This window comes from Pseudoxanthomonas winnipegensis (genome assembly GCF_030322905.1).
Lineage (GTDB): Bacteria > Pseudomonadota > Gammaproteobacteria > Xanthomonadales > Xanthomonadaceae > Pseudoxanthomonas_A > Pseudoxanthomonas_A winnipegensis.
Map to the genome: position 1 here is coordinate 481,747 of NZ_CP095475.1, position 26,920 is coordinate 508,666.

Consider the following 26,920-nt stretch of genomic DNA (forward strand, 5'->3'; position numbering starts at 1 on the left):
TGGGTCCAGCGACTCCGGATGCACTGTTCGGGACTGCGCCGCGGCCCGTCTTTGCGGCCGGGGTGGGAAGGAGCGGCGACCGGCCGATCGCCTGTCCGTGTCTGGGCGAGCGGGCGTCGGAGCCGACGCCGCGCATCGACCGCACATGCGCGGAACTGGCGCGGTTCAGCGACTGGATTGAAAGGCAAGGCAGCGGACGGATGAACGAATGCCACAGAGGGGAAACATGATGGACACGTCGAAGGTGGACCTTCGCGACAAGGCGTTCTTCCGACGCCGCCCGATGAACGGGTGGGCGGCCAGCCTGTTGTTCCTGGCGGCGTTATTCCCGCCGGATCTGCCGGCCCGGACCAAGGACGATGGTGGGCGGCCGTTCCGCATCGACGACATCTTCGAGATCGAGGATGTGGGCCGGTACTACGGTGGGCCTTACGCGTTCGCCCGCGATGGGACGCTCGCGTTCACGCGCGTACGCCCCAAGCGCGAACTCGCCAACCACAAATGGGAATACCTGTGGGGAAACGCAGGCAGCGACGTGTGGCTCCAGACGGGCGACGATGTGCCCGTCGATCTGACGCACGGACGGGAGGACGGCTCGGGCTGGTGGGCCCCGGAGTGGTCGCCGGACGGCCGCTATCTGGCCATGCTGTCCACGCGCGGCGGCAACGTGCGCGCCTGGGTCTGGGACGCGCAGGCTCGGCAGTTGAAGCTGCTCTCCGAGCTGGGCGTGGACACCGCGAAGATCCATGCAAGGCCCTACACCTGGGTGGACGGCAGCCGCCTGCTGTTGCCGGTCCTCCCCCCGGGCGAGAAGCCTGTGGGCATGGAGATCGAACTGGCGACGCCGCGGATCGCCAGTGGCCAGTGGCCCAAGGTGGTCTCCGGCAAGGAGGCCACCGCCAGCGTGCTGGAGAGCGGCGAGCCCGTGGACCTCTCCACGCGGCCCCAGGGCCAGTTGCTGCTGGTCGACCTCGCGGCCGGCACGACGTCGCGTGTGGTGACCGGCAGCACGATCAATCTTCAGCTTTCGCCACGCGGCGACACCGTTGCTTTCGCGAAAGCGGTCGGGAAGTACCGCCCGCGCCAGGGCGAGCCGCTCCCTTTCGCCGTATCGGACACCTATGGGATCGGATTGGCCACGCTCGCGGGCCAACCCATCGCGCTGGAGGGTCCGACCAGCGCCAATGTCCTGGCCGAGTCGATGCGCTGGTCGCCCGATGGCGCGACGCTGGCGTTCCTCGGTTATCCGCAAGCCGGACGTGGTGGATCTCCCTCCCTCTACCTCATCGACCTGCAACGCCGGACATCGACGGTCCGCGCGCTGGACGACCTGGATCCCACGGCCATCGTGCGCGAAAGCGAACAGCTGGAATGGACCGATCAGGGCGAGCTTCTGCTGTATGCCGCCACCCGCGAGGGCGGCCGTGCGCCGGCCGTGACCGCGCGCAGGGACTGGTGGGTGCTGGGCCGTGAAGGCGCACCGCGTAATCTGACCGCTTCCCTCGCCAAGGCGCCCGCCGAACTGTGGGCCGAGCCCGGCTATCGCAGTTTCGTCGGACTGGCCGGGGGCGAGATCTGGCGCATCCGCATCGGTGCCGCGCCAGAGCGCCTGACGGACCAACTCGCCGCGCCCGTCGCAGCGCTGCAATGGCCGGTCTACGGCAACAACGGCCAGGAGCAGTGGCCCCGCCCGGGCCAGAGCTACCGCAAGCTTATTCTCCAGACAGGAGAGGGCGATCAGGCCACGCCAATCGCACTGGACCTGGAAACCGGTCGTTTGACCCCGCTGAAGACGCCCGTGCCACGCGCCGCGCTCAAGGCCTTCGATCCGCGCAGCGGTGATGCCCTCTATCTGCGCAACGACAGCACCGGCTTGCGCCTGTGGCGCAGTGTCGCCGACAGCGGGCGGATGCATCCGCTCATTGATGCCAATGCGTTTCTCGCCGATATCAGGCCAGCCAGCGCGCAGCGCATCAGTTACACCAGCCTCAGCGGGCAGAAGCTCACTGCCTGGCTGCTGTTGCCGCCGGGACGTCGCAAGGGCGAGCGGCTGCCGCTGCTGACCTGGGTCTACGCCGGATGGATGGCACGCGCCACCGAGCCGTACATCGCCGACCCGTCCCTGCCCAATGCACTGAACATGCAGATCCCCGTGGCGCACGGCTACGCGGTGCTGCTCCCCAGCATGCCACTGGGGCCGGAGGGGGCGGCGGACGATCCCATGCTGCGATTGCCGGAAGGGGTGCTGCCGGCCGTGGATAAAGTCGTTGAGATGGGCATCGCCGATCCCAGGCGGCTTTTCCTGATGGGCCAGAGTTTCGGCGGTTACTCGACCTATGGCCTGGTGACGCAGACCGATCGCTTCGCGGCGGCGGTGTCGCTGGCTGGCCTGTCCAACCTGATCAGCCTGTACGGTCAGTTCGACGCGCGCCTGCGCTATGGCGACCATCCTCAGGAGGATCTGTTCCAGATGGCGCTCAGTGAGTCCGCGCAGACTCGCATGGGCGGACCGCCATGGGAGCAGCTCAACCGCTATCTGCGCAACAGTCCGATCTTCCAGGTGGACCGCGTCAATACGCCGCTGATGATCGTGCAGGGTGATGTGGACTACGTCGCCATCCAGCAAGGCGAAGAGTTCTTCAATGGTCTGTATCGCCAGGGCAAGCGGGCGCGCTTCGTGCGCTACTGGGGCGAAGGTCACGTGCTGGAGAGTCCGGCCAACATCCGCGACATGTGGCAGCGGATCTTCACGTGGTTCGACGCGTTCCCGCAGCGCGAGACGTCGGCGCCGGAGGGGTGACCGTATGAGTTGCCAACGCGATGGGCGCTGGACAGATGACGCGCCGCCACGCCGATCGATGAACATTCAACACGCGGAAGGGACATTTCGATGACGACCATGCAGCTCCATGCCGCGCAGCGTCGGTGCCTGGCATTCTTGTTATTGGGTTGCATCGTCCTGTGCGCCCGGACGGCTGCGGCCGGCCGGCCGGCACAGGTGCAGGACTCGATCGCAATGACGCGGATTCAGTACGCGGCGGGCGCAGGCGATGAGGTCGCTGCGATCTCGCCCGATGGAGCCCAGGCGGCGTTCGTCACCTGGCGTGGCGATCTCGCGCGCAATACCAACGTATACCAACTGCGCCTAGTCGACCTGCGCGCGCCGCTCGGCGTGCGTGTTCCCCGCGTACTGCTATCGCGCGACTACATCGGGGACAGGCTCGACCAGACCGCTTCGCCGATCCGACAGCTGCGTTTCGTACGTGGCGGTGCCGCGATCGCCTATCTGGGCCTGGACGGCAACGGCATCGCCCAGGCCTACCTGTTCGACATCGCCTCCGGTGCCGAGCGCCAGTTGACGCACCACGCCGATCCGCTGCGTGCGTTCACCCTCGACGCCGGAGGCGAGCTGATCGCATTCTCGGCGGCACACATTCCGGACAGTGCCGGCACACGGCGACTGGAAGAGGATGGTGTGTTCCTCTGGGACCGCGACGTGTTCCCGAACCAGTCGAGTTTCTCGACGATCATGCCCGCCCTGATGCGCCTTGGCGGCTGGAACGCGGTCCGTCAATACTTCGTGATCCGCGATGGCGCGCCGCACCTGGTATTCGACTCGCGGCAGAGCCTGCCTGCCGCCACCGACAACCGTGATCCGGAGGCGGCCGGCAGTCCAAGCCAGTCGCTTGCCGACGACAGCGTACTTGGGTTTGGGGCGATCCCCGCCTCGCCCGACGGCAAACGGGTGCTGCTGTACCCATACCAACTAACCGCGCAGCCGCTGCATCCGGAGCGCTATGCCTACTACAACGGCGAGGGAATGAATGCGTACGCGCGCCGCACTGCGCCGCTGGTCGGGATGGTCGATGTCGCCAGCGGGAAAATCGAACCGCTGCTCGATGCGCCAAGCCCTCAGTTCAAGCGCTACGAGAGCGGTCGACCCATGTGGTCGAGGAACGGCACGTCGGTGATCGTCTACACGCTGTCGCCGGAGCGACCGGCAGACCCGCCCACCTGGGTCGAAGTGGACGTCGGCACGCGTCGGCGGGTGCCGCTGGGCCTGGATCCGGAGACGCGTCCCATCGGCTGGGCGGCGGATGGTCGTACGCTCGTGCTGGACCGCAAGGGTAAGCAGTTCGGCACCTTGTCCCGCACCGCGGACGGCGGATGGGGACGTCCGGTCTACGGTCCCCTCACCGTCGGATTCAACGATAGCTGGAATGTGGTCAGCGATGGCCGCCTGCTGCTTGGCGTGCGCGACACGCTGAAGACGCCACCGGAACTGAGTGCCTACGATCCCGCGACCGGTAGCGTCACCGCATTGACCGCGTTGAACCCGGGCCTGTCAGCTCTGCGCTTCGGTGAGACCACGGCCTACCGCTGGCGCAGTGCGCCTGGTGCCCCGGCCGACGGCTTCCTGGTCAAGCCGCTCGAATACCTCCCTGGCAAACGCTATCCGCTGGTAATCCTGCTCGATGACGGCACGCTCGGCCGCGAAGGCGAGCCGTATCTGTTCGACGGCATCTGGCAGCTCAGTAGTCACGCGACCCAGATGCTGGCCGCGCAGGGCTTCATGGTGCTGTACACGCGCGAGCCGCCGATGCGGGACGTGGTCGAGACCGCCGGCGAGGGCCCGCGCATCCTTGCCGATATCGAGACGGCGGTCGCACGCCTGGACCGCGATGGCCTGATCGACCCTGCGCGCATCGGTATCGCCGGCTGGAGCCGCGCCGGCTACTACGTCTCGTACCTGATGATTCATTCGTCGATCCGGTTCGCTGCCGCCATCAACATCGATGGCGGCGCGGTCGAGTACACCGAGCGCATGCGCCCGTTTACCGACGCCGAACTCGTGCGGATCACGACGCCGGTGCTGTTTCATTCCCACGGATTGCCTTCGCTGGTCCATCACGGGGCGATCGCCGACCGGCTGTTGGCGATGCGCAAACCGGCCGAGATTCTCTACTTTCCGGCCGCATCGCACACCACGAATCGGCCACGGCATCGCCTGCGCTCGCTGGGCACCAGCATCGACTGGTGGCGCTTCTGGCTGATGGACCAGGACGCGGCCGATCCGGCCAAGGCGGCGCAGTACGCGCACTGGCATGCGCTCCGCGATATGCAGCAGGCGGCCAAGAGGGGCGGACGATGAGACACGGAGCTCCACGGCGCAGGCGCCTCGGCGCGCTGCCGGCGATGGCGCTGTGGGCCGGCCTGGCCATGGTGGCGATGAAGACCGCTCCGGTGAGTGCGAGAGACAGGACCGCGTCGAGCGATGCCTTTCCGTACGAACTGGCGTTCACAGCCAACCAGTTTCCGTATGAGGAACGGCCTACAGCGTCGCCCTCGGGCGACAGCGTGGCCTACGTCGTCGTCACGCCGCCGGCGACGCAGCCGCAGGATGACCGTTTCCTCCCCAACGGCACGCCCACGACCGCAGACGGGGCGCGGCTGTATGTCGGGTCGGCCGATGCGCGGTCGGCCGGCATGGCGAGCGCGGTCTGCGCCGGGAAAGGCAACCAGTGGTCGCCAGCCTGGTCGCCCGACGGTCAGCGGTTGGCGTTCTACTCCGATGCCGATGGCCTCGTCCACGCGTGGACGTACGAAGCCGGCACCGGCGCCTGCCGGCGCATCTCCGATGCAGTCGTGCGGGCCAGCGTGTTCTCGGGTTCCGAACCACGTTGGTCGCCCGACGGCGCCACGCTCTATCTTCCCTTGGATCCGAATCCCCCCGGAGCAACGCCCGCGGCGCGCCACCGGTCCCAGGAAGCCACCGCCGGCGTGGCGGGAACCGATGCGATCGTCCACTACGGCGGTGGAGAAGCCGACCAGCCAGAGAAGCGGGCGGGCCGGATGGGCGCCACCGATGTGCTCATGATGCGTTATTACAACGCGACGCTGGCGGCGGTTTCGTTGGGCGACGGCAGGACCCGGATACTCGTGCCCGCCGAGAGCGAAACACGCCCGAACCGGCTGGACCTGTCGCCGTCTGGGCGCTGGGTCAGCTACATCTCGGTGATCCATCCCCGGGAGGAGTTTTCCACCGAGTACGCGACCGATCTTCAGGTGGTTCCATCGGCCGGGGGTGCACCGCAGTCGATCGCCAAGGGGCTGATCTCCTCCGAGCACAGCGTCAACTACACGCGCGCCGACTATCGCTGGCATCCCACCCAGGACCGCTTGTTCTACCTCAAGGAGGGTCGGCTGTGGTCGGTGGCGTTCTCCGGCGATGGGCCGGGCGCGCCGCAGCCGATCGCGGAGGGCCTCGGCGAGCTGGCCCCGGCGGTGCTCTATTTCACAGCAGACGGAAACCATCTGTTGGTGGGCATCGACCCCAAGGGGACCGGTCGGGATCGGGCGCCCCAGGCGCTGGCGCTGGTGCCGTTGTCCGGAGGCGCACCACGGCGTCTGGCGTTGCCGGGAGAGGCCGATTGGCAGTTCCTCGATCTGGTACGCGCCAACGAAAACGTCCTCTGGCAGCCCGACGCGCGACGGCTCGCCGTCCAGATGCGCCAGCGCAGCACTGGCGCGCAGGCCGTCATGCGCATCGACATTGCATCCGGTCGGCGCAGCACGCTCTCCAGCGGGATGTACCGCACCAACGGGTTCGTGGCCGGTGGCGACCACACCAGGCTTGTCGGCATTTATGAAGACATCGCGACGCCGTCCAATCTGTACCGCTTCTCGACCAGCGTCACGCGCGGGCAGAAACTGACCGCGATTGATTCCAGACTGGAAGGCCGCCGTTACGGCTCGGCCGCCGTGATCCAGACGCGGACCCCGCAGCATGATGGATCGATCGCCAGCGTCCGCACCACGTTGTTGCTGCCACCCGGCGCGAAGCGGGGCGACCGCCTGCCAGGCATCGTCATGATCTACTCCGGTTCGGATCTCTCAACGCGCGCCAGTTACTTCGGCGGCGGCGCGGGGAACACCGTGCCGAGCCAGGTCTTCACCAGCCGGGGCTACGTCGTGATCATGGCCAACATCGTGCTGGCGCCGGAGGGAACGCCAAGCCATCCCGCCCAGCAGATGACCGACGAGGTACTGGCTCAGGTCTATGCGGTCGCCGGTGCCGGTTATGTGGACATCGATCGGCTCGCCGTCAGTGGCCAGTCGTACGGCGGCTACAGCACGGCCGCCATCGTCAGCCATACCGGGCTGTTCCGCGCGGCGATTCCGGTCAACGGGACCTTCGATCTGGCCAGCTTTTATGCCGGCATGGACGATGCCGGCGGCAGCCACTGGATCCGCTGGGCCGAGCAGGGCCAGGGACGCATGGGCGAAACGCCATGGGCCAATCCGCAGCGCTTCATCGACAACTCGCCGTTCTACCGCATCGACCGGATCCACACGCCGATGCTCATCGTCGCGGGCGAGAGGGACGGCGCCGTGCCGTATCAGGAGTCCAAGAAACTCTTCGTCGGGCTGCGCCGGCTCGATCGTCCCGTGCAGTTGGCGATCTATCCGGGGCAGGGACACGTTATCGCGACCTGGTCGACACCGAGCGCGGTCGATGTCAGTCGGCGCATGGTGCAGTTCCTCGACAAGCACCTCGGCGTGGAGAAGCACGAATGAACGGCCCGTGCACGGCGCATCCGGCAGGCGCGTCCAACGCGATGACCGGCAAGAACCGGGCCGGCCTGGAGAAGCTGATGGCCGCCGGGCGCGCGATATTCCTGTTGCCCATGGTCCTAGTCGTGGCCTGCAGCGGTTCGGGGGGCGGGCAGGAGCATGGCGTGCTCCGGACACGCTTCCACATGCCAGGACTCCACTGGGAGCGCGACCGCGAGTGCGGTCATGGGCAACCGCCTGATGCCGACGAGGAATGCTGGATCGGTCCGGATGGGATCCAGCAGGGCGACCTCGGAACGCAGGCCGGGCGCGAAACCTAGCGAACGGGAACGACATCGAGCGCGGTGCGCCGGTGGGCCCCGATCAGGTTCCCTCCGTGCGGATGGGCGTGGCGCCAGATTGTCCATGCAATGAAACAGCACTTCTTCTAGAGGGATGGCAATGATGAAGTTCGGTGCACTCACCTGCGGTTCGGCGGCACGGCGACGCGTACGGCCGGCGCTGCCTTGGCTTCTGTTGGCCGCCGGCGCAGCGCTTGCGTCCGCCGTCCTGGCCAATCCGGTATTCCGGCACCAGCTGGATAGCCGCGAAGCCTGGATGGTCAACGCGCAGCCTGCGGTGGGCGTGGCGGTAGCGGCCACGCCCGGCAGAAGCGGAGACGTCGAACGACTCGTACGTCAGCTGGGCGGCCGTGTCGACTACGCGCATCGGCCTACGGATTTCGTCACCGCCGTCCTGCCGTCATCGCAGGTGACACGCTTCCTCGCCAACGCTCCGCTGGTGTCGTTCGCGGTGGAGAAGCGGGTCATCCGCGGAACCAACCCACCCGACGGCTGGGATCCAAAACCGGCTTCGGATGGCGCCGTTTCGCCGGTACGCAATATCCGGGAGGGCTGGCCTCCGCGCGAGGGCATGGCGCCGGTGGAGCACCCGTACGACGTGCGGAAGGACATGGACGCGGACACCTTCCTCATGCGCCACGCGGGCAATGACGGTCGGGGCGTGGTGGTCGCACATGTGGAGTACTTTCCGGATTTCCTTTCGCCGGAACTGCAGACGGCGCTTGCCGCGAACGGCGGAACGCTGCCGAAGTTCCGCGACGTCATCAACATCCCCGGCCTGCAGCCCTCGCTGGACCCGGCCGCGCCACGCAAGGGCTGGTTCTGGAGCCACCGCCTGAGCGCGACGATGGCCGCGCGCGACGGCGCGATCGCGATCGCGGGAAGCCGCCATCGCGTGCCGGCCGCTGGCGACTACCGGATGGCGCTGCTCGACCTGGACAAGGAGATCGGTGCGCTCTGGGCCGTCTGGCCCGTGCTCGACAAGGCCTTCCATGGGCGGCGGTATCCCGAAGGCCTGAAGCCGGAGAACGCCAACACTTATCTGCGCACGCGTGTGCTGTGGTCGCCGGCGCGTCGCATGCTGTGGATCGATACCGACCAGGACGGCGATTTCGACGACGAAACCGGCGTGGAGGAGTATGCGCGCTCACGGCAGATCGGCGTGCTTGGACAGGACGACCCTGCCACCCGCATCCGTGAGACGGTCGGCTACACCGTTCAGATCGATGGCGACTACGTTTCGGTCAACATGGGCTTCGGCTCGCACGTTACCGCCGTCGCGGGTGCATTGGCCGCGAGCAGGGGCAGGGAGGGCAGGATTGAAGGCGTCGCGCCAGGTGTCCAGCTGGTGGCGATCAATGCCAACGAGGATGTCAGCGGCTTCTCGCGCGCCATGATCGCGGCCTACGAGCACCCCGCCGTCGATGTCGTGCTGATCGAAGGACACGCGGCGATCACGAGCCTGCACGAGATCGGCGTGGACGGCGGCTCGTTGATCGCCGTTGTGCTCGGTCGGCTGCAGGCGCTGCACGACAAGCCGACCCTGTTCACGGCGTTCAATACGCCTGGCATGTCCACCATCTCCGACGCGACGGTCCCGGACAATGTGCTGTCGATAGGGGCTTACCAGAGCGCCGATGCGGTCTACGCCAACTATGGTATCCATGTGCGTTACCAGGACGATCTCCACTGGGCAGGCTCGGAAGGACCGGCCGGCAACGGAGGGCTCAAGCCTGACTTCCTGTCCCCCGCGAATCCGACCAGCCTCGAACCGGGTAATGTCGACCGCGACGACGGCGGCAAGCGGCCCGGTGTTTTCAGGATGATCGGTTACGGCATCTGCAGTGGCACCTCCTGCGCGACGCCGGTGGCGGCGGGCGGCGCGGCGATGCTGGTGGGAGCGGCCAAGCGCGAGGGCCTTCGCGTGAGCGGTTCGGTACTTCACCGCGCGCTGCGTGACGCCGCGCGGCCGCTGCCGCGCCTGCCGGTCTACAAGCAGGGGCGCGGATTGATCCAGGTCGACGCCGCCTGGCAGCGCCTGCAGCGGATCGCTCATGAGACGCCGGAAGCCATTGAAGTGTCGGCGCCCGTAAAGACACTGATGAGCCCTTGGCTGCAGCGGCCAGGAACCGGACAGGGCCTGTTCGAGCGCGAAGGTTGGCGGCCAGGCCAGCGCGCCGCGCGCACCATCACCCTTACGCGTACCAGCGGCCCTGCCACGCCGGTCCGCTACCGGCTGCGGTGGACGGGCGATGAGGCGGCGTTCCGGTCGCCTTCGCAGGTCGTGCTGCCGTTGGGTCGGCCCGTGTCCCTGGTCGTGGAGGTGGATGCCGCCCAGGCGCGGGTCTACAGCGCATTGTTGGAGCTGCATCGCGAGGGGCTGGCGGGACCGGCCGCCGTCATCCCGGCCACCATCGTCGTGCCGCATCGGTTCACGGCGCAGAACCGGTATCAGGTGGAGCAAACCTTCGAACTGGATCGCCCCGGTCGAGTCAACCTGTTCTACGACGTGCCGGAGGGCGCGGGCCTGGTGCGCTTGGAGGTGTCGGACGGGCGCAAGGAGATCAGGTCCTTCATGCACGCGCCCAACAACTGGCAAGCGGCATCCACCTTCACCGTCGAGGACGGGGGGCAGGATCTGGCCACACCCATGGCAGGGAGTTGGCAGATGACCTTGATGGACATGGGCGATGGCTTCGCCCAGGACTGGTCGGTGGCGCCAGGCACCGTCCTTCCCCGCACGAAGATCGGCGTGCGCGCCTCGCTGTTGTCGGTGGAGGCACGCATGGCGGGAGGAGAGGTGGTGCTTCGCAATACGGGCGCCCCGTTCGAGGGCTACCTGCGCAGCCACGCGCTGGCTGTACAACGCAGTGAGACGATTGCGCTGTCCGCCGTGCAGGATGTCGAGCGTACGCTGACGGTGGCCGAAGGGACCGAACGCCTCGTGCTGGAACTGACCCCGGAGGCCGGGACCGATTCGGCCTGGATCAATCTGTATGCCTGTACGGCCGAGGGGTGCACGAGGCAGGGTGAAGCGGATCTCTCCGGCGACAACAAACGCATCGTGGTGGATCGACCGAAGGCCGGCACGTGGAAGTGGGTGCTGACTCACGCCAGTGACAAGCCTGGCCGCGTTGTCCTCAGGGAGACGCATTCGCACCCCGATTTTGGTGCGCTAGCCAGCGCCGACGCGCCACGCATGCGCGAGGTTGCTGCCCAGTGGCGCGTGCCAGTCAACCTCTGGCGCAGAAACGCCGTTCCCGCCGGTTATGTTCCGGCGGTACTGCTGGACGTGCAGGCCTCCGGCTTTGCAAAACAGCCTCCGGCGTCGGTCCTGATCTGCGTCGTTGCCCAGAATGCCGCTGTCATGGCGGCGCGCTGAGGCGTGTGCCGGAAGGTTGGCCCGAGTCCCACGGTCTTCCCAGGATGCCACCCCTCCCGCCCTCTGTTGAGCGGTTCAAGCCAGCCCTGAAGGGGAACGCCGGGCCCCGGCGTCCCACCCGTCACTGGTAGCGGAGGTATTGCCTACTCAGCGCCAGATACTGCCCCATGTCCACCCCGCCGGTGGCGACGGTGAAGCGCGGCCCGACCGCCATGTCGTAGTCGCGCGTTGGAATGCGCGACGCATCGGTGGCGCCGCCATGTGCGGCTTTCGGCGCTGCGTATCGGCTCGGCGAGGCGGGCGGTGATGCGACGACTTCCGGCGGAGTTGCGACCATAAGGGCGGGTGGAGCAGGGCGCGGCGCGATGACCGGTGCAGGCAGGATTGCCGACACCTGCTCCTGCAGGGAAACCGATGCGGAGGCCGGTGCGCCGAGCTTGGTGTGCGCCACGTGGGCTGGGAGCGGCTCCGGCATGGCCGGCTCGGGCTGCACGGGTGTCGGGGCGACGCTGTAGCCAGGAACCGGCGGCGCAGGCTGGGCCACGGTCGGCGCGGTCTCGAGCGTGGTCGCGGCGGTCGGCTCGGCGGGGGCCGTCGCCACAGCCGGGGCGTGCGGCACGCCGAGCCCGGCCGTCGCCGTCGCCGCCACCGGCGCGGTCGGCAGCAGGCGGGCGTGCGCGTCGCGGCGGGCCTTCAACCAGGCGTCGAAGGCGGGCGAAACGGTCTGGGCACCGGCCGGCGCGGCAAGGCTGACGAGCAGGCAGGCCAGCAGCGCTGCTGTGGATGTCTTCATGGCGGGCTCCCCCCCGGACTGCAGGCTCGCACAGTGGCCGTGCGCCGGAGGGCTGTCAAGGCGAGCGCCCCGCCGCGCGTGCAGTTCGCACGTGCAGCGCTGGATCGGAATGCGCGCTGCCGGGGAGGTGTCCTTGCCCGTCAGGTGGGTACGGAGGTTTAGAAACGCACCTCGAGCCCGAGATTGAGCGCGTCAGCGTAGTTGGGGTCGTACTCGTCGTAGTCGTAGCTGTTGGAGTAGACGTAACCGGTGTAGTTCAGGCTCAGGCTGGTGTGGCGGTTGAGATCCACGCCGATGCCGAAACCGGCGTAGGCACCATAGACGTGTTCGCGCGACCTGTCGTACCTGATGTACGAGCTACCGTCTGGGCGATAGTAGCGGCCGAGCGTGTCGTACTGCGTCGTGTTGCCGTACCAGTAACCAAGGCGTGCGAGCGCGAACCAGGGGCTCCGACGCCCGAAGTTGAAGCGTGCGATGGCGCCCAGGCTGTAGAAATCCGACGCGCCGTACTTGTCGTCCTGCCGCTTCCTTTCCTCCAGCTTTCCCGCCGCGGCCTCGATACCGATCAAGGACACCGAACCGGCGCGCCAGCGATAGCCGGCGCTCAGGCCGAACATGGTCTGGTCCACGTCCTCGTACACCCAGCCCTTGCCCGCCTGCACGCCGACGAAGGCGCCGCTGGCATTGCGGGGCTGCTCGCGCGGCTTGCGCTGCACCGGCGGCGGCGGGGCCGGCGCAGGCACCGCCGCGTAGGTCGCAGGGGCGGAGGCGACGGCCACGGGCGCATCGGCGCGCGGGGCCATCGGCGGGACCGGTGCGGGCGGCGGCACCGGCGGCACGGGAGTCGCCGGCGCCGGGCGCGCAGCGGAATAGGCCGGGGCCTGGCTCGCCAGGTTTTCGGTCAGCGGGCGCTGCTCAGGCGAGGCAGGCGGTGTGGCCGCGCCCGGCTGGGCCGGCGCGCGACGCGACTTGAGCCAGGCGTCGAAGGCCGGCGACACGGTCTGGGCCTGCGCCTGCGAGGCCAGGCCGGCCAGCAGGCACGCCAGCAGTAGCGCGGGAGACTTGTTCATGGCATTCCTTCTCTTTGGTCTCGTCCTGGATGTGCGTCCCCGCGGCGGCGTGCCACGAACGACTTGCCGGCACGTCTTCGACAGACGCGCCCTGCAGGCCAGGAGGCACGCGGTTCCCCTTGCCAGCCCCGGCGCCCGCGCGACACCGTAGCCCCGCCGCATCGGCTTGCGCCGCACGGCTCTTGCAGTTCCCCTGGCTGCAGCTTCGCACAGTGGCGTCACGCCCGAAGGCTGTCAAGACGAGCATGAACAGGCGGGTGCCTGGGCGGTCCTGCCGCGAGGCACTGCGGCGGGTGTGCTGCCTGCGGGTTCCTCCGCCGGGACCACGCGGACAGGCGCGCTGGTGCGGCGATAGGAAGACCGAAAGCGCGCTGCATCCAGGTCAGCCCTGCCACGCGGCCGGCGCAACCGCAGGTGTGCGGCCTAGCGCCGCACCGCCAACACACCGTCCAGCGCCAGCTGCGCCTGGAAGCCGGCCTTCTCCAGGCGCCGGGCCACTTCCCGCGGCACGTCGCGGCCGCTGGTCAGCTTGTTGGGGCTGCCGGTGTAGTGGAACAGCCGGCCGCCGCGCTTGAGCACGCGCGCCAGCTGGTCGTAGAAGGTCTGCGCGTACAGCTCGCCGGCGATGCCGAAGCGGGGCGGGTCGTGCAGCGCCGCGTCGAAGGCCGCATCGGGCAGCGCGGCGATCTCGCGCGAGACATCGCCCTGCTGCAACTGCAGGCGGCCGCCGGCTTCGGCCGAGTCCGGGTCGGGCGACCACGGGTTGAGCGTGCGCAGCCACAGCACGCTGTCGTTCTTCTCGAACGAGAGGATGCGCGCCACGCCGTCGGCCAGGCAGCACGCGGCGAAGTAGCCCAGCCCGCCGCAGGTATCCAGCACCGTCTTGCCGCGCGGGGCGACCAGGGCCACCTTGCGACGCGCATCGTCCAGTGGCGACGCCTTGGACGTCGGCAGCATCTTGATGCCATCGATCTCGAAGGTCGGCACGTCCCATGGCGTGGGCACCAGCTTGATCAGCGCGCCGGCGAAGCGCGACACCGGGACGAAGTCCTCGCCGTCGAAGTGGTACAGCGTGCGATCGCGCGTCTTGCCCGGATACGGATAGCGCACGCCGCGCCACTCCCAGTCGGACGCGCCCAGGCGCGCGGTGCCGGTGGAGCGGCCCAGGTCGAGCGAGCCCTGCCATTCGGACAGGCCGGCATCGCGCGCGGCGATCAAGGCCGTGGCGGTGGTCTGGGTGAGCAGCGGTGCGGTGGAGTGGGGCACGTCATGGCGCGACAGCGGGAGCGGGCCGGCATCGTACCCGACAGGCGGCGAGGGCTCAGGCCGGGTCGGCGTCCAGGTGCACGGTCAATCCGCTGCGTCCGGGCGCGAGGTGATCGGCCAGCACGTGGCGGTCCGGGTAGTCGCCGCCGTTCTGCGGGCGAAAGGGGAGCGGCGCGTCATCGAACAGGTGCTCGACTCTGGTTTGCCAGGCCGCCGTCGCTTCGGCCACGCGGATCGCGTCGAGCCGGCCGGTGTCGTAGACCGCGAAGCTGGGAAGCACCTGCATGCCCGGGAAGAACAGGGTCCCGTGCGTGATCGGGAACAGCAGGTCCTCGAGCGGGCCGTTGATGCCGCGCGGCCCGTAGTCCGCTTCCGGCCCGCCGACGCAGACGCCCAGCAGCGCGCGTTTGCCCGCCAGGCCCCCTTCGCCATAGCGATACGCGTTGCCGGCGCCGCGATAGCCGTAGGCGAGTCCGAAGGCCCAGACCCGTTCGATCCAGCCTTTCATGATGGCCGGCATGCCGAACCACCACAGCGGGAAGACGAGGATCAGCGCATCGGCCGCCATCAGCTTGCGCTGCTCGGCCTCGACATCCGGCGACTGCCGCCCATTGGCGAAGGCGTGGCCCGATTCCTGGATGAAGGACAGGCGCGCCGCGTCCAGGCGATCCGGAAAGTCGCCCGCATCGAACACGGCCTTCCAGCCCATGGCGTAGAGATCCGAATGCTGCACGGTGTGGCCCTGCGCCAGGAGCGTGGCCGTCGCGGTGTCGGCCAGGTGCCGGGTCAGGGAGGTCGGTTCGGGGTGGGCGTGGACGATCAGCACGTTCATGGCGGTAAGTACGGCAAGCGAGAAGCTCACCGTAGGCCTGGCCCCGCTATAGTGGAAATGAATCCTTCCAATGCCAGCTATAGCCATGCACGATCTGCGGCGCCTGGACCTCAACCTGCTGGTCACGCTGGATGCGCTGCTGGCCGAGCACAACGTCACCCGCGCCGCGCATCGCCTGCACCTGTCGCAGCCTTCGGTCAGCGTGCAGCTGGCGCGGCTGCGTGAACTGCTTGGCGATCCGCTGCTGCTGCCCGGCCCGCGCGGCATGCGGCCGACCGCGCGCGCCGACGCCTTGCGTGAGCCGCTGCGGGCCGCGCTGGAGGCGTTGGGCCAGGCGGTGGCGCCGCCGGCGCCGTTCGACCCGGCCACCGCGACGCGCACCTGGCAGCTGGCCGCGAGCGACTACGCCGCTTCGACCATCGTGCTGCCGACGCTGGCCGGCCTGCGCACCGCCGCGCCCGGCACGCGACTGGCGGTGCGCGGGCTGGTGCCCCAGCAGATCGTGCAGCAGGCCGAGGCGAGGCAGATCGATCTGGCGTTCCACACCGTGGAAGGCGCGCCGGAGGGCATGCGTCAGCGCATCCTGTTCGACGAGCGCTATGTGCTGGTCGGCCGCGCCGGCCATTCGGGCCTGAAGCGGCGGCCGACGCTGGCGCAGTTCTGCAGGCTGGATCAGGTGATCGTCTCGCCCGACGGCGGTGGCTTCCACGGGCCGACCGACGCGGCGCTGGCGGCGCAGGGCCTGAAGCGCCACGTGGCCTTGTCGGTGCCGCATTTCCTGTTCGTGCTGTCCGCGCTGGTGCGCACCGACCTGGTGGCGATGCTGCCCGAGCGGCTGGTGCGCGGACATCCGGCCCTGCGCGTGGTGCCCGCGCCGCTGGCCGTGCCCGGCTACCGGATGGCGATGCTGTGGCACGAACGCGTGCACCGCGACCCGGCTCATCAATGGCTGCGCGCACAGGTCGTGGCGGCGGTCGTAAAGCCTTAGCGCGTGCCGTGTGCCGTTGAGCGAAGACGTCCAGCGAAACCTCACCGTTCTCCCAGTCGTCGGCAGACACCGCCCCTCCCCTTTCGCGAAGCGAAGGGGGAGGCCGGGAGGGGGTGCCTTTGCCTTTGCTTTTGCTTTTGCTTTTGCTTTTGCTCTCGCTCTTGCCTCCCCGCGAAGAGCACCCCTCCCCAGCCCTCCCCTTGGCCTCCGGCCAAAGGGAGGGGGCTAAGCGCTGCCAGTCGCACTCCCCGCGCATGCGCACCCCCGCCGGGTTGCCAGGATCGGGCCAAGCCTTACCATCGTGTCATCGAACCGGCCCGCCTTGAGGCCGGCTGGGGACATGGGATGCACAAGCGCGGATGGGCCAGCGGGGTCGGACTGGCGCTGGCAGGGTGTGCGGCCTGGGCGCTGGCCCAGGCCATGCCGATGCCCATGGCCGTCGCGCCGCAGCCGGTCGCGGTCCCCGCCGATGGCATCGCCCTGGCCGGGGCCGACGCCGGCGCGGTCAGCACCCCCAGTGCGCCCGACGCCTGGGGCGGGCCGCGCACCGGCCGCGAACCGACCCTGTCCGACCGCGTGGTCGACTACCGCATCAAGGTGCGGCTGGACGCGATCACCCACACCCTCGACGGCCAGGAGCGGCTGACCTGGCGCAACCGCAGCGCGGTGCCGGTCCGTGCGGTCTATCTGCATCTGTATCTCAACGCCTTCCGCAACACCGGCAGCACCTTCTTCCACGAGAAGAACGACCTGGGACTGAGCTTTCGCAGCGATGTGCCGGTGCGCAAGGACGGCTGGGGCTGGATCGACATGACCAGCGTGCGCCAGGGCGGGGCGGCGGTGCGGCAGACCTTCGTCCAGCCCGATGGCGGTCCGGCCACCGACATGACCGTGGTCCGCCTGGACCTGCCCCAGGCGGTGGCGCCGGGGCAGAGCACGACGCTGGACATCGACTTCGCCGCGCAGCTGCCGCGGGTGATCGCGCGCACCGGCTGGTTCGGCAGCTTCCATCTGGTGGGGCAGTGGTTCCCCAAGATCGCGGTGCTGGAGCTGCCCGGCGAACGGGGCGCCACCGCGCCGCGCTGGAACGCGCACGAGTTCCATCTGGACAGCGAGTTCTATGCCGACTTCGGCAGCTACGACGTCACCCTGGACGTGCCCTCGGACTATCGCGTCGGCGCCACGGGGGTGCTGCAGGGCGCGCCGGAGACCTTCCACCAGCGCACGCGCTACCGCTACGTGCAGGACGATGTGCACGACTTCGCCTGGACCGCCGACAAGCGCTTCGCCACGCCATTGCGCGGCACCTGGACCGGGCCGGGCAGCCCGAAGGTCGCGGTGCAGGTGCTGTATGCGCCCGAATACGTGGCCAGCGCCGGGCCGGCGCTCAAGGCCACGCAGGACGCGCTGACGTATTTCTCGCGCACGCTGGGGCCGTATCCGTATCGCTCGGTGACGGTGGTGATCCCGCCGTACAACGCCGATGAGGCCGGGGGCATGGAGTACCCGACCTTCTTCACCGCCGAGGGCTACGCCAAGGTGCCGCCCGGCTCGTCCACCGCCGCCTCGCTGGACTTCGTCAGCATCCATGAGTTCGGCCACGGGTATTTCTACGGGATCCTGGCCTCCAACGAGTTCGAAGAGCCCATGCTGGACGAGGGCCTCAACGAGTTCTGGGACCAGCGCATGCTGCGCGACGGCCACCGCCGCTACGACCTGCTGCCGCCGTGGTTGAACCGGCTGGGTGTGCATCTGCCGGTGACCGATCCGTTCGAGTTCGAGCGCCTGGGCGCGCAGGTGGACGACCCGAGCGATCCCACCGGCGCCAGTTCCTGGAACCGGCTGGACACCAGCGGCTATGTCTCGGTGTACTCGCGCACCGCCACGCTGATGCGCGACCTGGAGGCGGAACTGGGGCGGCCGGCGCTGGAGCGGGCATTCAAGGACTACTACGCCACCTGGAAGTTCCGCCATCCCTCCATCGCCGACCTGCGCGAGTCGCTGGCCGTCTCCACCGGCAGGCGCGCGCTGATCGAGCGTGCGTTCGCCCAGCAGGTCTACGCGGTGAACAAGCTCGACGACAGTCTGGCCGATTTCACCAGCGAGCCGGTCGCGCCGCTGGCCGGGCGCGTGGTCGAGGGCGGCAAGGCGGTCACGCGTGGCGAGGAGGAGACCGACGCGCTGGCCGATGCGCGCACGGCCGCCTGGCACAAGGCGCATCCGGATGCGGCGTCCAAGGCCGGCCCGTTCGCCTGGCGCACCACGGTGAGCGTGCGCCGGCGCGGGGCGGCGGTGCCGCAGACGCTGGTGGTGACCTTCGCCGATGGCAGCACGCGCCGCTTCGACTGGGACGATGCGCTGCCGTGGAAGCGCTGGAGCTTCGTCGACCCGCGGCGTGCGGTCTCGGCGCAGCTGGATCCGCAGCAGCGCCACTTCCTGGACGCGGGCAAGCTCGACGACGGCCGGCGCATCGAGGGCGACCACGCCGCGGCGCGGCGCTGGAGCGCCGATGTCCTGGCCTTGCTGCAGGCGCTGCAGGCCGCGCTGGTGAACCTGTGAGGCGCGCGATGACCGATTTCCATGGCCTCTCGGTCCTGGCGCGCGGCGCGATCCGCGCGCTGCACTGGCGCGCGCTGCTGCTGTGGTGGGCCAGCCTGTCGCTGGTCGCCCTGGTCGCGGCGCTGCCGCTGTATGCGCTGCTGGATGCGCAGCTCAGCCACGCCATCGACGCGCCGCGCTATGCGCACGCGCTGAGCCTGCTGGTGCTGGGCGAGGTGGTCGGCGGCGCGGCCAAGGACAGCGGGACGGTCTGGGGCGTGCTGGCCGCGCTGTGGGGCACGGCGCTGCTGTGGCCGTGGCTGACCGGGGTGATGGTGGCGGCGGTGCGGCTGGGCCGCGGTGTGCGGCTGTTCGCGCTGGCCGCCGAGGGCATGCGCGAATACGGCCGCCAGCTGCGCCTGATGCTGTGGTCGCTGCTGCCGCTGGCGCCGTTCGTGGCCGCCGGCGTGTGGCTGGTGCACGTAGCGCGCGAGCGCCGGTTCGACGCCGTGCTCGAGTCCACCGTCCACTGGACCGAGCGCGGCGCGCTGCTGGCCGCGGTGCTGCTGTGCCTGGTGCCGTACCTGCTGACCGAGCTGACCCGCGCGCGCATCGCCGCGCGCGATGACAGCCGCTCGGTGGTGGTGCACTGGTGGCGCGCGCTGAAGCTGTACCTGCGCCGGCCGCTGGCGACCTGGGCGTTGAGCCTGGCGATCCTGGTGCTGGGCGCGCTGCTGATCGCCGCGCTGGGCTGGCTGCGCATCGCCGCCTCCGGCGCCGGCTGGGGCGCCTGGTGGCTGGCCCTGGGCGTGACCCAGCTCATCACCTTGGCCGGCGGCTGGCTGCGCCTGGCGCGCCTGCAGGTGCTGGCGCAGCTGGTCGACGACGACGCGACGCGGCGGGCGATCGAGGCCGAGGTCTGGCGTTACGACGAAGCGGCCTGATCGGCGTGCCGCGCTCGCGCGCGGCGACGCTGCGGTCCTCGCGCAGCTGATCGCGCGTCGGTAGAGCCAGCGAGGCGCCTGGTCTCAATCAGCTATCGGCTTCGGGATGGCGCGCGCGCCAGGCGGCGAGCAGGTCGCGGTAGCGCGTCATCTCCTCGGCGTGCAGGTCGTACACGCAAGGGTCGCAGCCGCTGTCGCAGCAGTCGCTGGGCAGCGGCGGTTCGGGCGGAACGGGGCGGGGATCGTCTTCAGGCATGTGCCGATTATCCCGCACCCGCTGTGCCGGGGCGGCGATCAGGCACCTGTGCCTCCGGCGCGGCCACGATGCAGTGGGGCAGCTCGCAAGGCGCGCGCGATCCGGCGCTCCGCGTGCGGTCTGCGGGACGCGCGATCGTGCGCCGGCTATGCGCGCTTGGCACAATGGGGCGCCCCGTCCCCTGTCCGACCGCGCTGAATCCGCGCGCGGCGCGACCGCTTCCAGGTTCTTCATGTCGCTGCTCTCCTCTGAACTGGCGCAATGGCGCCGCAGGCCCCTGCGCGAGCTGCTCGCCGGCGCGGTCGCCACCTTCGCGCTGATCCCCGAAGTGATCGCATTCTCCTTCGTCGCCGGGGTCGATCCGCAGGTGGGGCTGTACGCCTCGTTCGTGATCTCCATCGTGATCGCCTTCGCCGGCGGGCGCCCGGCGATGATCTCGGCGGCGGCCGGCTCGGTGGCGCTGGTCGCCGCGCCGCTGGTGGCCGCTCACGGCCTGCCCTACCTGCTGGCGGCCGGCGTGCTGGCCGGGCTGATCCAGGTCGTCTTCGGCCTGCTGCGCCTGGGCGTGATGCTGCGCTTCGTCAGCTCCTCGGTGCGCACGGGCTTCGTCAACGCACTAGCGATCCTGATCTTCAGCGCGCAGCTGCCTCAGCTGGCCGGCGCCGGCGTGGCCACCTGGGCGATGCTGGCGCTGGGCCTGGCGATCATCTACGGACTGCCGCGGCTGTCGCTGCCGGGACTGCAGGCGATTCCCTCGCCGTTGATCTGCATCGTGGCGCTGACCGTGCTGGCCGCGGGGCTGGGGCTGCCGCTGAAGACCGTGGCCGACCTGGGCCAGCTGCCCACCCGCCTGCCGTCCTGGCATGGCATCGGCGTGCCGCTGGATCTGCACACGCTGCGCATCATCGCCGGCCCGGCGCTGGCCATCGCCATGGTCGGTCTGCTCGAGTCCATGCTGACCGCGCGCGTCGTCGACGAGCTTACCGACACGCCCAGTAGCAAGAGCCGCGAATGCGCGGGGCTGGGCCTGGCCAACATCGGCGCCAGCCTGTTCGGCGGCATCGCCGGCTGCGGCATGATCGGCCAGACCGTGGGCAACGTGCGCTACGGCGGGCGTGGCCGGCTCTCCACGCTGTTCGCCGGCGTGTTCCTGCTGGTGCTGATGGTGCTGCTGAAGGACTGGGTCTCGCGGGTGCCGGTAGTGGCGCTGGTGGCGATCATGGTGATGGTCTCGGCCTCGACCTTCGACTGGGGCTCGCTGCGCACGCTGTCCACCCATCCCCGGCTGTCCAGCGGGGTGATGGTGGCGGTGGTGGTGGCCACCCTGGCCTCGCACGATCTGTCCATAGGCGTGGGCGTGGGCGTGCTGCTGAGCGCGCTGTTCTTCGCGTGGAAGACCTCCAGCGCGCTGCAGGTGCGCCATGCCGAGCAGCGCGGCCGCGACGGCGCGCCGGAACATCGCTACATCGTGCAGGGTCCGGTGTTCTTCGCTTCGGCCGATGCGTTCGTCGAGGCCTTCGATCCGCGGCAGGCGGAAGGGCAGGCGGTGGTGATCGACGTGCAGGGTGCGCGCTTCTGGGACGTCACCGCGCTGGCCGCGCTGGACAAGGTGCGTGCGCGCTTCGAGCACCACGGCTGCAGCGTCCAGGTCCATGGACTGCGGGACCGCCCGCTGCTGGCCGATGGCATCGAGGACGTGGCGGGGTAGGGTGCGGCCCGGGCCCGGACCGGATCGCCAGGGAGACGGATCAGGCCTGGCCCAGCTCCAGCTGCGTCAGGTACAGGCGCAGGTCGAACTCCAGCTGGTGGTAGTCGGCGCTCATGTGGGTGCACAGCTGGTAGAAGGCCTTGTTGTGGTCGGCTTCCTTCAGATGCGCCAGTTCGTGGGCGACGATCATCTCCAGGAACGGCGCCGGCGCGTCGCGGAACACGGTGGCGATGCGGATCTCGCGGCTGGCCTTGAGCCGGCCGCCCTGCACGCGCGAGACCTGGGTGTGCGTGCCCAGCGCATGCTTGACCACCTGCAGCTTGGGGTCGTAGACGACCTTGTGCAGCGGCGTGCTCTGGCGCAGGTAGCGCTCCTTCATCGCCTGGGTGTAGTCGTAGAGCTGGCGGTCGGTGCGCACGGCGTGGGCGGTGTCGTAGCGGCGGGCCAGCACCTCGCCCAGCTTGCCGGCGTCGATCAGGGCGCGGACCTGTCGCTGGAGGGGCTCGGGATAGCCGGCGAGGTACTTGAGCGGCGTCATGGCGCACACGATACCGCCGCGGCGCGCGGCCATGCGGCAGCGCGGCGTGACCGCCACGCGGGGCTGCGGTCCGATTGGCTATCTTCGTCGTCTTCTTCCTCGAACCCAGGAGCCGCGCATGGCGCCGCGCCACCGTGTCACCGCCTGCCTGCTGACCGCCGCCATCGCCTTGGGGCTCGCCGCCTGCGCCACGCCATCGGCGCAGGTGGCGCAGGCCCCCACCGCGGCCAGGACGGCCGCGCCGGCCACGCCGGACCAGCTGTATCCGCAGCTGTTCGAGGCGGTGCAGATGGGCCGGGTGTTCGAGGACCAGAAGCACTTCGTGGACATGACCGTGCGCGGGGAGCCGGCGCGGGTCGAGGCCGAGTACCTGGCCGCGCGCGGTCAGCCGGGCTTCGATCTGAAGGCCTTCGTCGCGGCGCACTTCGACGAGGATCCGCCGCTGCAGGTGCCGAAGCTGGCCCAGGACACCGATCTGCGCGGCCATATCGACGCGCTGTGGCCGGTGCTCACGCGCAGCTTCCGCCAGGTGCCGCCCTACAGCAGCGCGCTGGCGCTGCCGGAGCCGACGGTGGTGCCGGGCGGGCGCTTCCGCGAGGTGTACTACTGGGACTCGTACTTCACCATGCTGGGGCTGTTCGAGAGCGGCCGCGGCGCGCTGGCGCGGCAGATGCTGGACAACTTCGCCTACCAGGTCGACACCTACGGGCACATTCCCAACGGCACGCGCAGCTACTACCTCAGCCGCTCGCAACCGCCGTTCTTCGCCTTCATGGTCAGCGAGGCGGCGGCGCAGCAGGGCGATGAGGTCCGGCGCCGCTACCTGCCGCAGCTGCAGGCCGAGTACGCCTACTGGATGCGCGGCAGCGAGGCGCTCAAGCCCGGCCAGGCCTCGGCGCGCGTGGTGCGCCTGGCCGACGGCAGCCTGCTCAACCGCTACTGGGACGACCGCGACATCCCGCGCCAGGAGGCCTGGGCGCACGATGTGGCCACCGCCGCGCAGGTGCGCGACGCGCGGCCGGCCGGCGAGGTCTATCGCGACCTGCGCGCGGCGGCCGAATCGGGCTGGGACTTCTCCAGCCGCTGGTTCGACGATCCGCAGCAGCTGGGCAGCATCCACACCACGCAGATCGTGCCGGTGGATCTCAACAGCCTGATGTACCACCTGGAGGCCACGCTGGCCGCGGCCTGTGCCCAGCAGCCCGGCGCCTGCCGCATCGACTACGCCACCCGCGCCGCGCAGCGCCAGGCCGCCATCGAGCGGCATCTGTGGAACCCGGCCGGCTACTACGCCGACTACGACCTGCGCACGCGCGCCCCGCGCGACCGGGTGACCGCGGCGATGCTGTTCCCGCTGTTCGCCGGGCTGGCCTCGCCCGAGCACGCCCAGCGCACCGCGGCCACCGTGCAGGCGCAGCTGGTCGGCCCGGGCGGGCTGGTGACCACGCCGGTGCGCAGCGGCCAGCAGTGGGACGCGCCCAACGGCTGGGCGCCGCTGCAGTGGGTGGCGGTCGATGGCCTGCGCCGCTACGGCCAGGACGCGCTGGCCGAGCGCATCGGGCGCGCGTTCCTGGCGCGGGTGTCCGGCGTGTTCGACGCCGAGCACAAGCTCACCGAGAAGTACGACGTTCTGGTCAGCGGCCAGCGCGCCGGCGGTGGCGAGTATCCCAACCAGGACGGCTTCGGCTGGACCAACGGGGTGACCCTGCGCCTGCTGGACCTGTACCCGCCGTCGGCGCGCTGACAGCCCCGCCACGCGTCTGCGCTTATGATCGGGCCCCTTCATGCGGGGCCGGCGCGGGAGCGGAGCCGGTCCTGCGACGCCACATGTGCCTCGGACCCATGACCCAGCTGCAGGAACGACGGGTGCTGCTCGTCGACGACAACGAACTCATCCGCGAGATGGCCGCCGACGTGCTGGCCGACGAAGGCCTGCTGATCGTGCAGGCCGGCGATGCCGAGCAGGCGCTGGACCAGCTGCGCACGCAGCCGGCCTTCGACCTGCTGCTGACCGATGTGCGCCTGCCGGGCATGAGCGGGCGCGAACTGGCCGACGCGGCGCGCGCCATGGCGCCGGCGCTGCCGGTGATCTTCATGACCGGCTACGCCGAGGAAGCGCTGGAGCGCCCGGATTTCCTCGGGCCCTGCATGCAGCTGCTGCGCAAGCCGTTCTCGCTGGCGGATCTGATGGCGATGGTGCGTGGCTGTCTGCCGCAGTAGGGCTCGGCCCGGCGCGTGCGTTGCACTTAAAAGGAGGATGGCGGCATTGCGAGGTATGAGGATCATGACGACGGGGGAACGCGTGTTGGCCAGCAGGCGCGCGTGGTCTCTCGTAACCGAAGGAACCGGTTGATACAGCGAGCCGCGTTCAAGGGCTCGGCGCCAGGGAGGCGATATGAATCCATTTCGGAACGTTTCACCCGCCGCCGTTCGACACTGGGTCCGCGCGCCGCTTGCGATGGCGTCAGGCCGGACCGGCGATGATGGACAAGCCGGACCCGCGCGATGAGAATTGTGCGATCCATCGCTTTCATTGGTCCCGATCAGGTGCCAGATCGTGCCTCGGCGATGCGGGGCCCACCACGCCGGTCCCGCGTCGTGTTCCTGCGATACCGTTCGCCCAGGCATCCGTTCCGTCCGGCTCGCCTTAGGGCTTCGTGGCTGTTCCAGGGCCTGCTGCTGATCTTGACCATGTTGCTCGGCGGTTGCGGCTGGGTCGAGCCGATCAGCCAGCAGGGCCGCAACTACATCGCGCTGGACGGTCAGGTGGAGATGCTGCGCGATCCGCAGGGCACGCTCGATGTGCGCACCGTGGCCGCGCGCGCCGCGCTGCAGCCGGTGCCGCCGGAGTTCAATCTCGGCTACATCCCCGATACGGTCTGGCTGCGGCTGCGGCTGGACCGCATGCCGCCTCTGCCGCGGGTCCTGCTGCTACAGGTGGATGCGCCGCTGGCGGACACCGTGCGCCTGTACCTGCCGCGGCCCGATGGCAGCTTCCGCGAGCTGCGGCGCGGCGAGGACGTGTCGCTGCGCGAGTACCCCTACCTGATGCGTACGCCGGTGTTCCAGCTCGAGGCGGCGGACGGCCGCTATCCCGAGCTGTACCTGCGCCTGACCGAACGCAACGCGATGACGGTGGCGCTGAAGCTGTGGGAACCGCAGGCCCTGCTGGCCCAGGAAGGACTGGCCGCGACCCAAGGCAGCGTCTTCCTCGGCTTCGTCATCGCCCTGTGCCTGGCCGGCGCCTTCATCTGGACACGCAGCGGCGCCGGGCCGGTGCGCTGGTATGTCGCCTACATCGCCAGCAGCGCCTACACCGTGTACAAGACCCGCGGATTGGTCGGCCCGTTCCTGTATGTGGAGATGGCCGACGGTGGCGACCGGGTGCTGGGCGTGGTGATGGCGCTGAGCGTGGGCATCGCGGTGTCCTTCAGCGTCCGGCTGATGCGCCTGCAGGATTACTTCCCGCGGTCCACGCGCGTCTACGAGGTCGTGGTCTGGAGTGTGGTCGCCTGCGCCTGCGTCGGCTTCCTGCTGGGCGCGTTCGGTACGGTCATGCCCTGGATCCAGGGCATGAGCCTGCTCAGCATTCCGCTGCTGCTGCTCGCGGCGGCCTATCTGACCTGGCGTGGCAACGCGATGGCCAGGCTGTATCTGGTCGCGTTCTCGGTGCTGTATCTGGCGTTCTTCCGGGCCTTCCTGATCAATCTCGGCCTGCTGCCCAATACACCGTTCATGCGCGGTGGCGCGCCGTTGGCGCTGGGCCTGACCCTGCACCTGCTGCTGCTGACCTTCAGCTTCGCCCAGCGCTTCTATACGCTCGAGAAGGAGCGGCAGGACGCATTGGCGCTGGCGTTGACCGCCTCCCAGCGCGCCGAGGCATCGCTGGAACACAAGGTGCGTGAGCGCACCCGCGAACTGGACGAGGAGATCGCCCAGCGCCAGGCCACCGAGCTGCGCCTGCGCCAGGCGCTGACCACCGAACAGCGCCTGCGTGAGGAACAGCGCGAGTTCGTGACCATGCTGTCGCACGAATTCCGCACGCCGCTGGCGATCATCCATGCCAGCGGACAGATGCTGCGCGACACCGAGACCACGCTGCAGCCGGCGAACCAGCGCCGGATCGAGAAGATCCAGGCCTCGGTGGAGCGGATGGACGGACTGATCGAGCGCTTTCTCGACAACGAACATCTGCTGTCCGAGGAGGGCGTGCTCCAGCTCACCACCTTCGCCCTGGCGCCGCTGATCGCCGAGGCGCTGGATGCGATGGAGCCGGCGCGCGAGCGCGTCCAGGTCGATCTCGCTGGGGCGCCGACGCTGACCAGCGACCGCGGTCTGCTGCGCATCGCCCTGGACAATCTGCTGACCAACGCCCTGAAGTACTCGCCCGCGGAAGCGCCTGTCCGCATGAGCGCCCGAGTGGAGGACGCCTCGGTGGTCATCGCCGTGGCCGATGAAGGCCCTGGCATTCCGCAGGACGAGCAGGCCAGCGTCTTCAACAAGTTCGCACGCGGTCGCGATAGCGGCGGCACCGCCGGCGCGGGCCTGGGGCTGTATCTGGTCCGGCGCATCGCCGTGCGCCTCGGTGGCACGTTGACGCTGCACAGCGCCGGTGCCGGCGCGACCTTCCGTCTGCGCTTGCCGTTGACGAATGCCGCGGCCGTGGAGTGAGCGGATGCGCATCCGATT

17 protein-coding genes and 1 pseudogene are annotated in these 26,920 nt (G+C 69.5%); 12 read left to right on the plus strand and 6 right to left on the minus strand.

The features are described from left to right. Positions 1–226: 226 nt before the first annotated feature. The 5 genes from MWN52_RS02035 (at position 227) to MWN52_RS02055 (ending at position 11,298) form a co-directional block, all read left to right on the plus strand. Positions 227–2,800: a S9 family peptidase gene (locus MWN52_RS02035; RefSeq protein ID WP_286576367.1), complete on the plus strand. Its 2,574-nt coding sequence runs from the start codon at positions 227–229 to the stop codon at positions 2,798–2,800. Between the two features lie 90 nt (positions 2,801–2,890). After that, positions 2,891–5,152, plus strand: a complete 2,262-nt coding sequence (locus tag MWN52_RS02040; protein ID WP_286576368.1) for a hypothetical protein — start codon at positions 2,891–2,893, stop codon at positions 5,150–5,152. 44 nt (positions 5,153–5,196) lie between these two features. Next, the gene (locus MWN52_RS02045; protein WP_286576370.1) at positions 5,197–7,578 is read left to right on the plus strand and encodes a S9 family peptidase; all 2,382 of its coding nucleotides are present in this window, start codon (positions 5,197–5,199) and stop codon (positions 7,576–7,578) included. A gap of 41 nt (positions 7,579–7,619) precedes the next feature. Next, on the plus strand, positions 7,620–7,895 hold the full coding sequence (locus MWN52_RS02050; protein ID WP_286576372.1) for a hypothetical protein: 276 nt from the start codon (positions 7,620–7,622) through the stop codon (positions 7,893–7,895). 124 nt (positions 7,896–8,019) lie between these two features. Continuing rightward, positions 8,020–11,298 (plus strand): S8 family serine peptidase, encoded by a 3,279-nt coding sequence (locus tag MWN52_RS02055; protein WP_286576374.1) that lies wholly within the window; start codon positions 8,020–8,022, stop codon positions 11,296–11,298. Positions 11,299–11,419: 121 nt separating this feature from the next. Here the strand turns inward: MWN52_RS02055 and MWN52_RS02060 are convergent, their stop codons facing one another. The 4 genes from MWN52_RS02060 to MWN52_RS02075 all read right to left on the minus strand — a co-directional run bounded on the left by MWN52_RS02060 (position 11,420) and on the right by MWN52_RS02075 (position 15,259). Continuing rightward, positions 11,420–12,091 (minus strand): flagellar biosynthesis protein FlhF, encoded by a 672-nt coding sequence (locus MWN52_RS02060; protein WP_286576375.1) that lies wholly within the window; start codon positions 12,089–12,091, stop codon positions 11,420–11,422. 158 nt (positions 12,092–12,249) lie between these two features. Next, on the minus strand, positions 12,250–13,161 hold the full coding sequence (locus MWN52_RS02065) for an outer membrane beta-barrel protein (RefSeq protein ID WP_286576376.1): 912 nt from the start codon (positions 13,159–13,161) through the stop codon (positions 12,250–12,252). Between the two features lie 423 nt (positions 13,162–13,584). Beyond that, the gene (locus MWN52_RS02070) at positions 13,585–14,427 is read right to left on the minus strand and encodes a class I SAM-dependent methyltransferase (protein ID WP_286576377.1); all 843 of its coding nucleotides are present in this window, start codon (positions 14,425–14,427) and stop codon (positions 13,585–13,587) included. A 55-nt stretch (positions 14,428–14,482) separates the two neighbouring features. After that, positions 14,483–15,259, minus strand: a complete 777-nt coding sequence (locus MWN52_RS02075) for an NAD(P)H-dependent oxidoreductase (RefSeq protein ID WP_286576378.1) — start codon at positions 15,257–15,259, stop codon at positions 14,483–14,485. Between the two features lie 85 nt (positions 15,260–15,344). Between MWN52_RS02075 and MWN52_RS02080 the strand changes: the two genes are divergently transcribed. From MWN52_RS02080 to MWN52_RS02090, 3 genes are all read left to right on the plus strand, one after another. Next, on the plus strand, positions 15,345–16,247 hold the full coding sequence (locus MWN52_RS02080; protein WP_286576379.1) for a LysR family transcriptional regulator: 903 nt from the start codon (positions 15,345–15,347) through the stop codon (positions 16,245–16,247). Between the two features lie 345 nt (positions 16,248–16,592). Beyond that, positions 16,593–18,806 carry a M1 family metallopeptidase gene (locus MWN52_RS02085; protein ID WP_286576381.1) on the plus strand — a complete coding sequence of 738 codons (2,214 nt, stop codon included), beginning with the start codon at positions 16,593–16,595 and terminating at the stop codon, positions 18,804–18,806. 8 nt (positions 18,807–18,814) lie between these two features. Beyond that, on the plus strand, positions 18,815–19,729 hold the full coding sequence (locus tag MWN52_RS02090; RefSeq protein WP_286576382.1) for a hypothetical protein: 915 nt from the start codon (positions 18,815–18,817) through the stop codon (positions 19,727–19,729). Between the two features lie 88 nt (positions 19,730–19,817). On the opposite strand, the gene MWN52_RS02095 is transcribed toward MWN52_RS02090, so the two are convergent. Further along, on the minus strand, positions 19,818–19,985 hold the full coding sequence (locus tag MWN52_RS02095; protein WP_130536023.1) for an oxidoreductase-like domain-containing protein: 168 nt from the start codon (positions 19,983–19,985) through the stop codon (positions 19,818–19,820). 232 nt (positions 19,986–20,217) lie between these two features. Here MWN52_RS02095 and MWN52_RS02100 point away from each other — a divergent pair, with 232 nt between their 5' ends. Continuing rightward, positions 20,218–21,693 carry a SulP family inorganic anion transporter gene (locus MWN52_RS02100; RefSeq protein ID WP_131658661.1) on the plus strand — a complete coding sequence of 492 codons (1,476 nt, stop codon included), beginning with the start codon at positions 20,218–20,220 and terminating at the stop codon, positions 21,691–21,693. A 40-nt stretch (positions 21,694–21,733) separates the two neighbouring features. On the opposite strand, the gene MWN52_RS02105 is transcribed toward MWN52_RS02100, so the two are convergent. Beyond that, positions 21,734–22,264 (minus strand): M48 family metallopeptidase, encoded by a 531-nt coding sequence (locus MWN52_RS02105; protein ID WP_130530374.1) that lies wholly within the window; start codon positions 22,262–22,264, stop codon positions 21,734–21,736. Positions 22,265–22,294: 30 nt separating this feature from the next. On the opposite strand from MWN52_RS02105, the pseudogene treA reads away from it, so the two are divergent. From treA to MWN52_RS02120, 3 genes and pseudogenes are all read left to right on the plus strand, one after another. Next, positions 22,295–23,975, plus strand: a pseudogene (treA, locus tag MWN52_RS02110) (alpha,alpha-trehalase TreA). Between the two features lie 125 nt (positions 23,976–24,100). Continuing rightward, positions 24,101–24,451, plus strand: a complete 351-nt coding sequence (locus MWN52_RS02115) for a response regulator (protein ID WP_286577663.1) — start codon at positions 24,101–24,103, stop codon at positions 24,449–24,451. Positions 24,452–24,922: 471 nt separating this feature from the next. Next, entirely contained in the window at positions 24,923–26,902 is a 1,980-nt protein-coding gene (locus MWN52_RS02120) for a sensor histidine kinase (protein WP_286577664.1), read from the plus strand. Positions 26,903–26,920 lie beyond the last annotated feature (18 nt).

Coding starts and splice junctions, on each gene's coding strand:
- MWN52_RS02035 (WP_286576367.1), top strand. CDS start 227: ATGATGGACACGTCGAAGGTGGACCTTCGCGACAAGGCGTTCTTCCGA.
- MWN52_RS02040 (WP_286576368.1), top strand. CDS start 2,891: ATGACGACCATGCAGCTCCATGCCGCGCAGCGTCGGTGCCTGGCATTC.
- MWN52_RS02045 (WP_286576370.1), top strand. CDS start 5,197: ATGGCGCTGTGGGCCGGCCTGGCCATGGTGGCGATGAAGACCGCTCCG.
- MWN52_RS02050 (WP_286576372.1), top strand. CDS start 7,620: ATGACCGGCAAGAACCGGGCCGGCCTGGAGAAGCTGATGGCCGCCGGG.
- MWN52_RS02055 (WP_286576374.1), top strand. CDS start 8,020: ATGAAGTTCGGTGCACTCACCTGCGGTTCGGCGGCACGGCGACGCGTA.
- MWN52_RS02060 (WP_286576375.1), bottom strand. CDS start 12,091: ATGAAGACATCCACAGCAGCGCTGCTGGCCTGCCTGCTCGTCAGCCTT.
- MWN52_RS02065 (WP_286576376.1), bottom strand. CDS start 13,161: ATGAACAAGTCTCCCGCGCTACTGCTGGCGTGCCTGCTGGCCGGCCTG.
- MWN52_RS02075 (WP_286576378.1), bottom strand. CDS start 15,259: ATGAACGTGCTGATCGTCCACGCCCACCCCGAACCGACCTCCCTGACC.
- MWN52_RS02080 (WP_286576379.1), top strand. CDS start 15,345: ATGCACGATCTGCGGCGCCTGGACCTCAACCTGCTGGTCACGCTGGAT.
- MWN52_RS02085 (WP_286576381.1), top strand. CDS start 16,593: ATGCACAAGCGCGGATGGGCCAGCGGGGTCGGACTGGCGCTGGCAGGG.
- MWN52_RS02090 (WP_286576382.1), top strand. CDS start 18,815: ATGACCGATTTCCATGGCCTCTCGGTCCTGGCGCGCGGCGCGATCCGC.
- MWN52_RS02095 (WP_130536023.1), bottom strand. CDS start 19,985: ATGCCTGAAGACGATCCCCGCCCCGTTCCGCCCGAACCGCCGCTGCCC.
- MWN52_RS02100 (WP_131658661.1), top strand. CDS start 20,218: ATGTCGCTGCTCTCCTCTGAACTGGCGCAATGGCGCCGCAGGCCCCTG.
- MWN52_RS02105 (WP_130530374.1), bottom strand. CDS start 22,264: ATGGCCGCGCGCCGCGGCGGTATCGTGTGCGCCATGACGCCGCTCAAG.
- MWN52_RS02120 (WP_286577664.1), top strand. CDS start 24,923: ATGTTGCTCGGCGGTTGCGGCTGGGTCGAGCCGATCAGCCAGCAGGGC.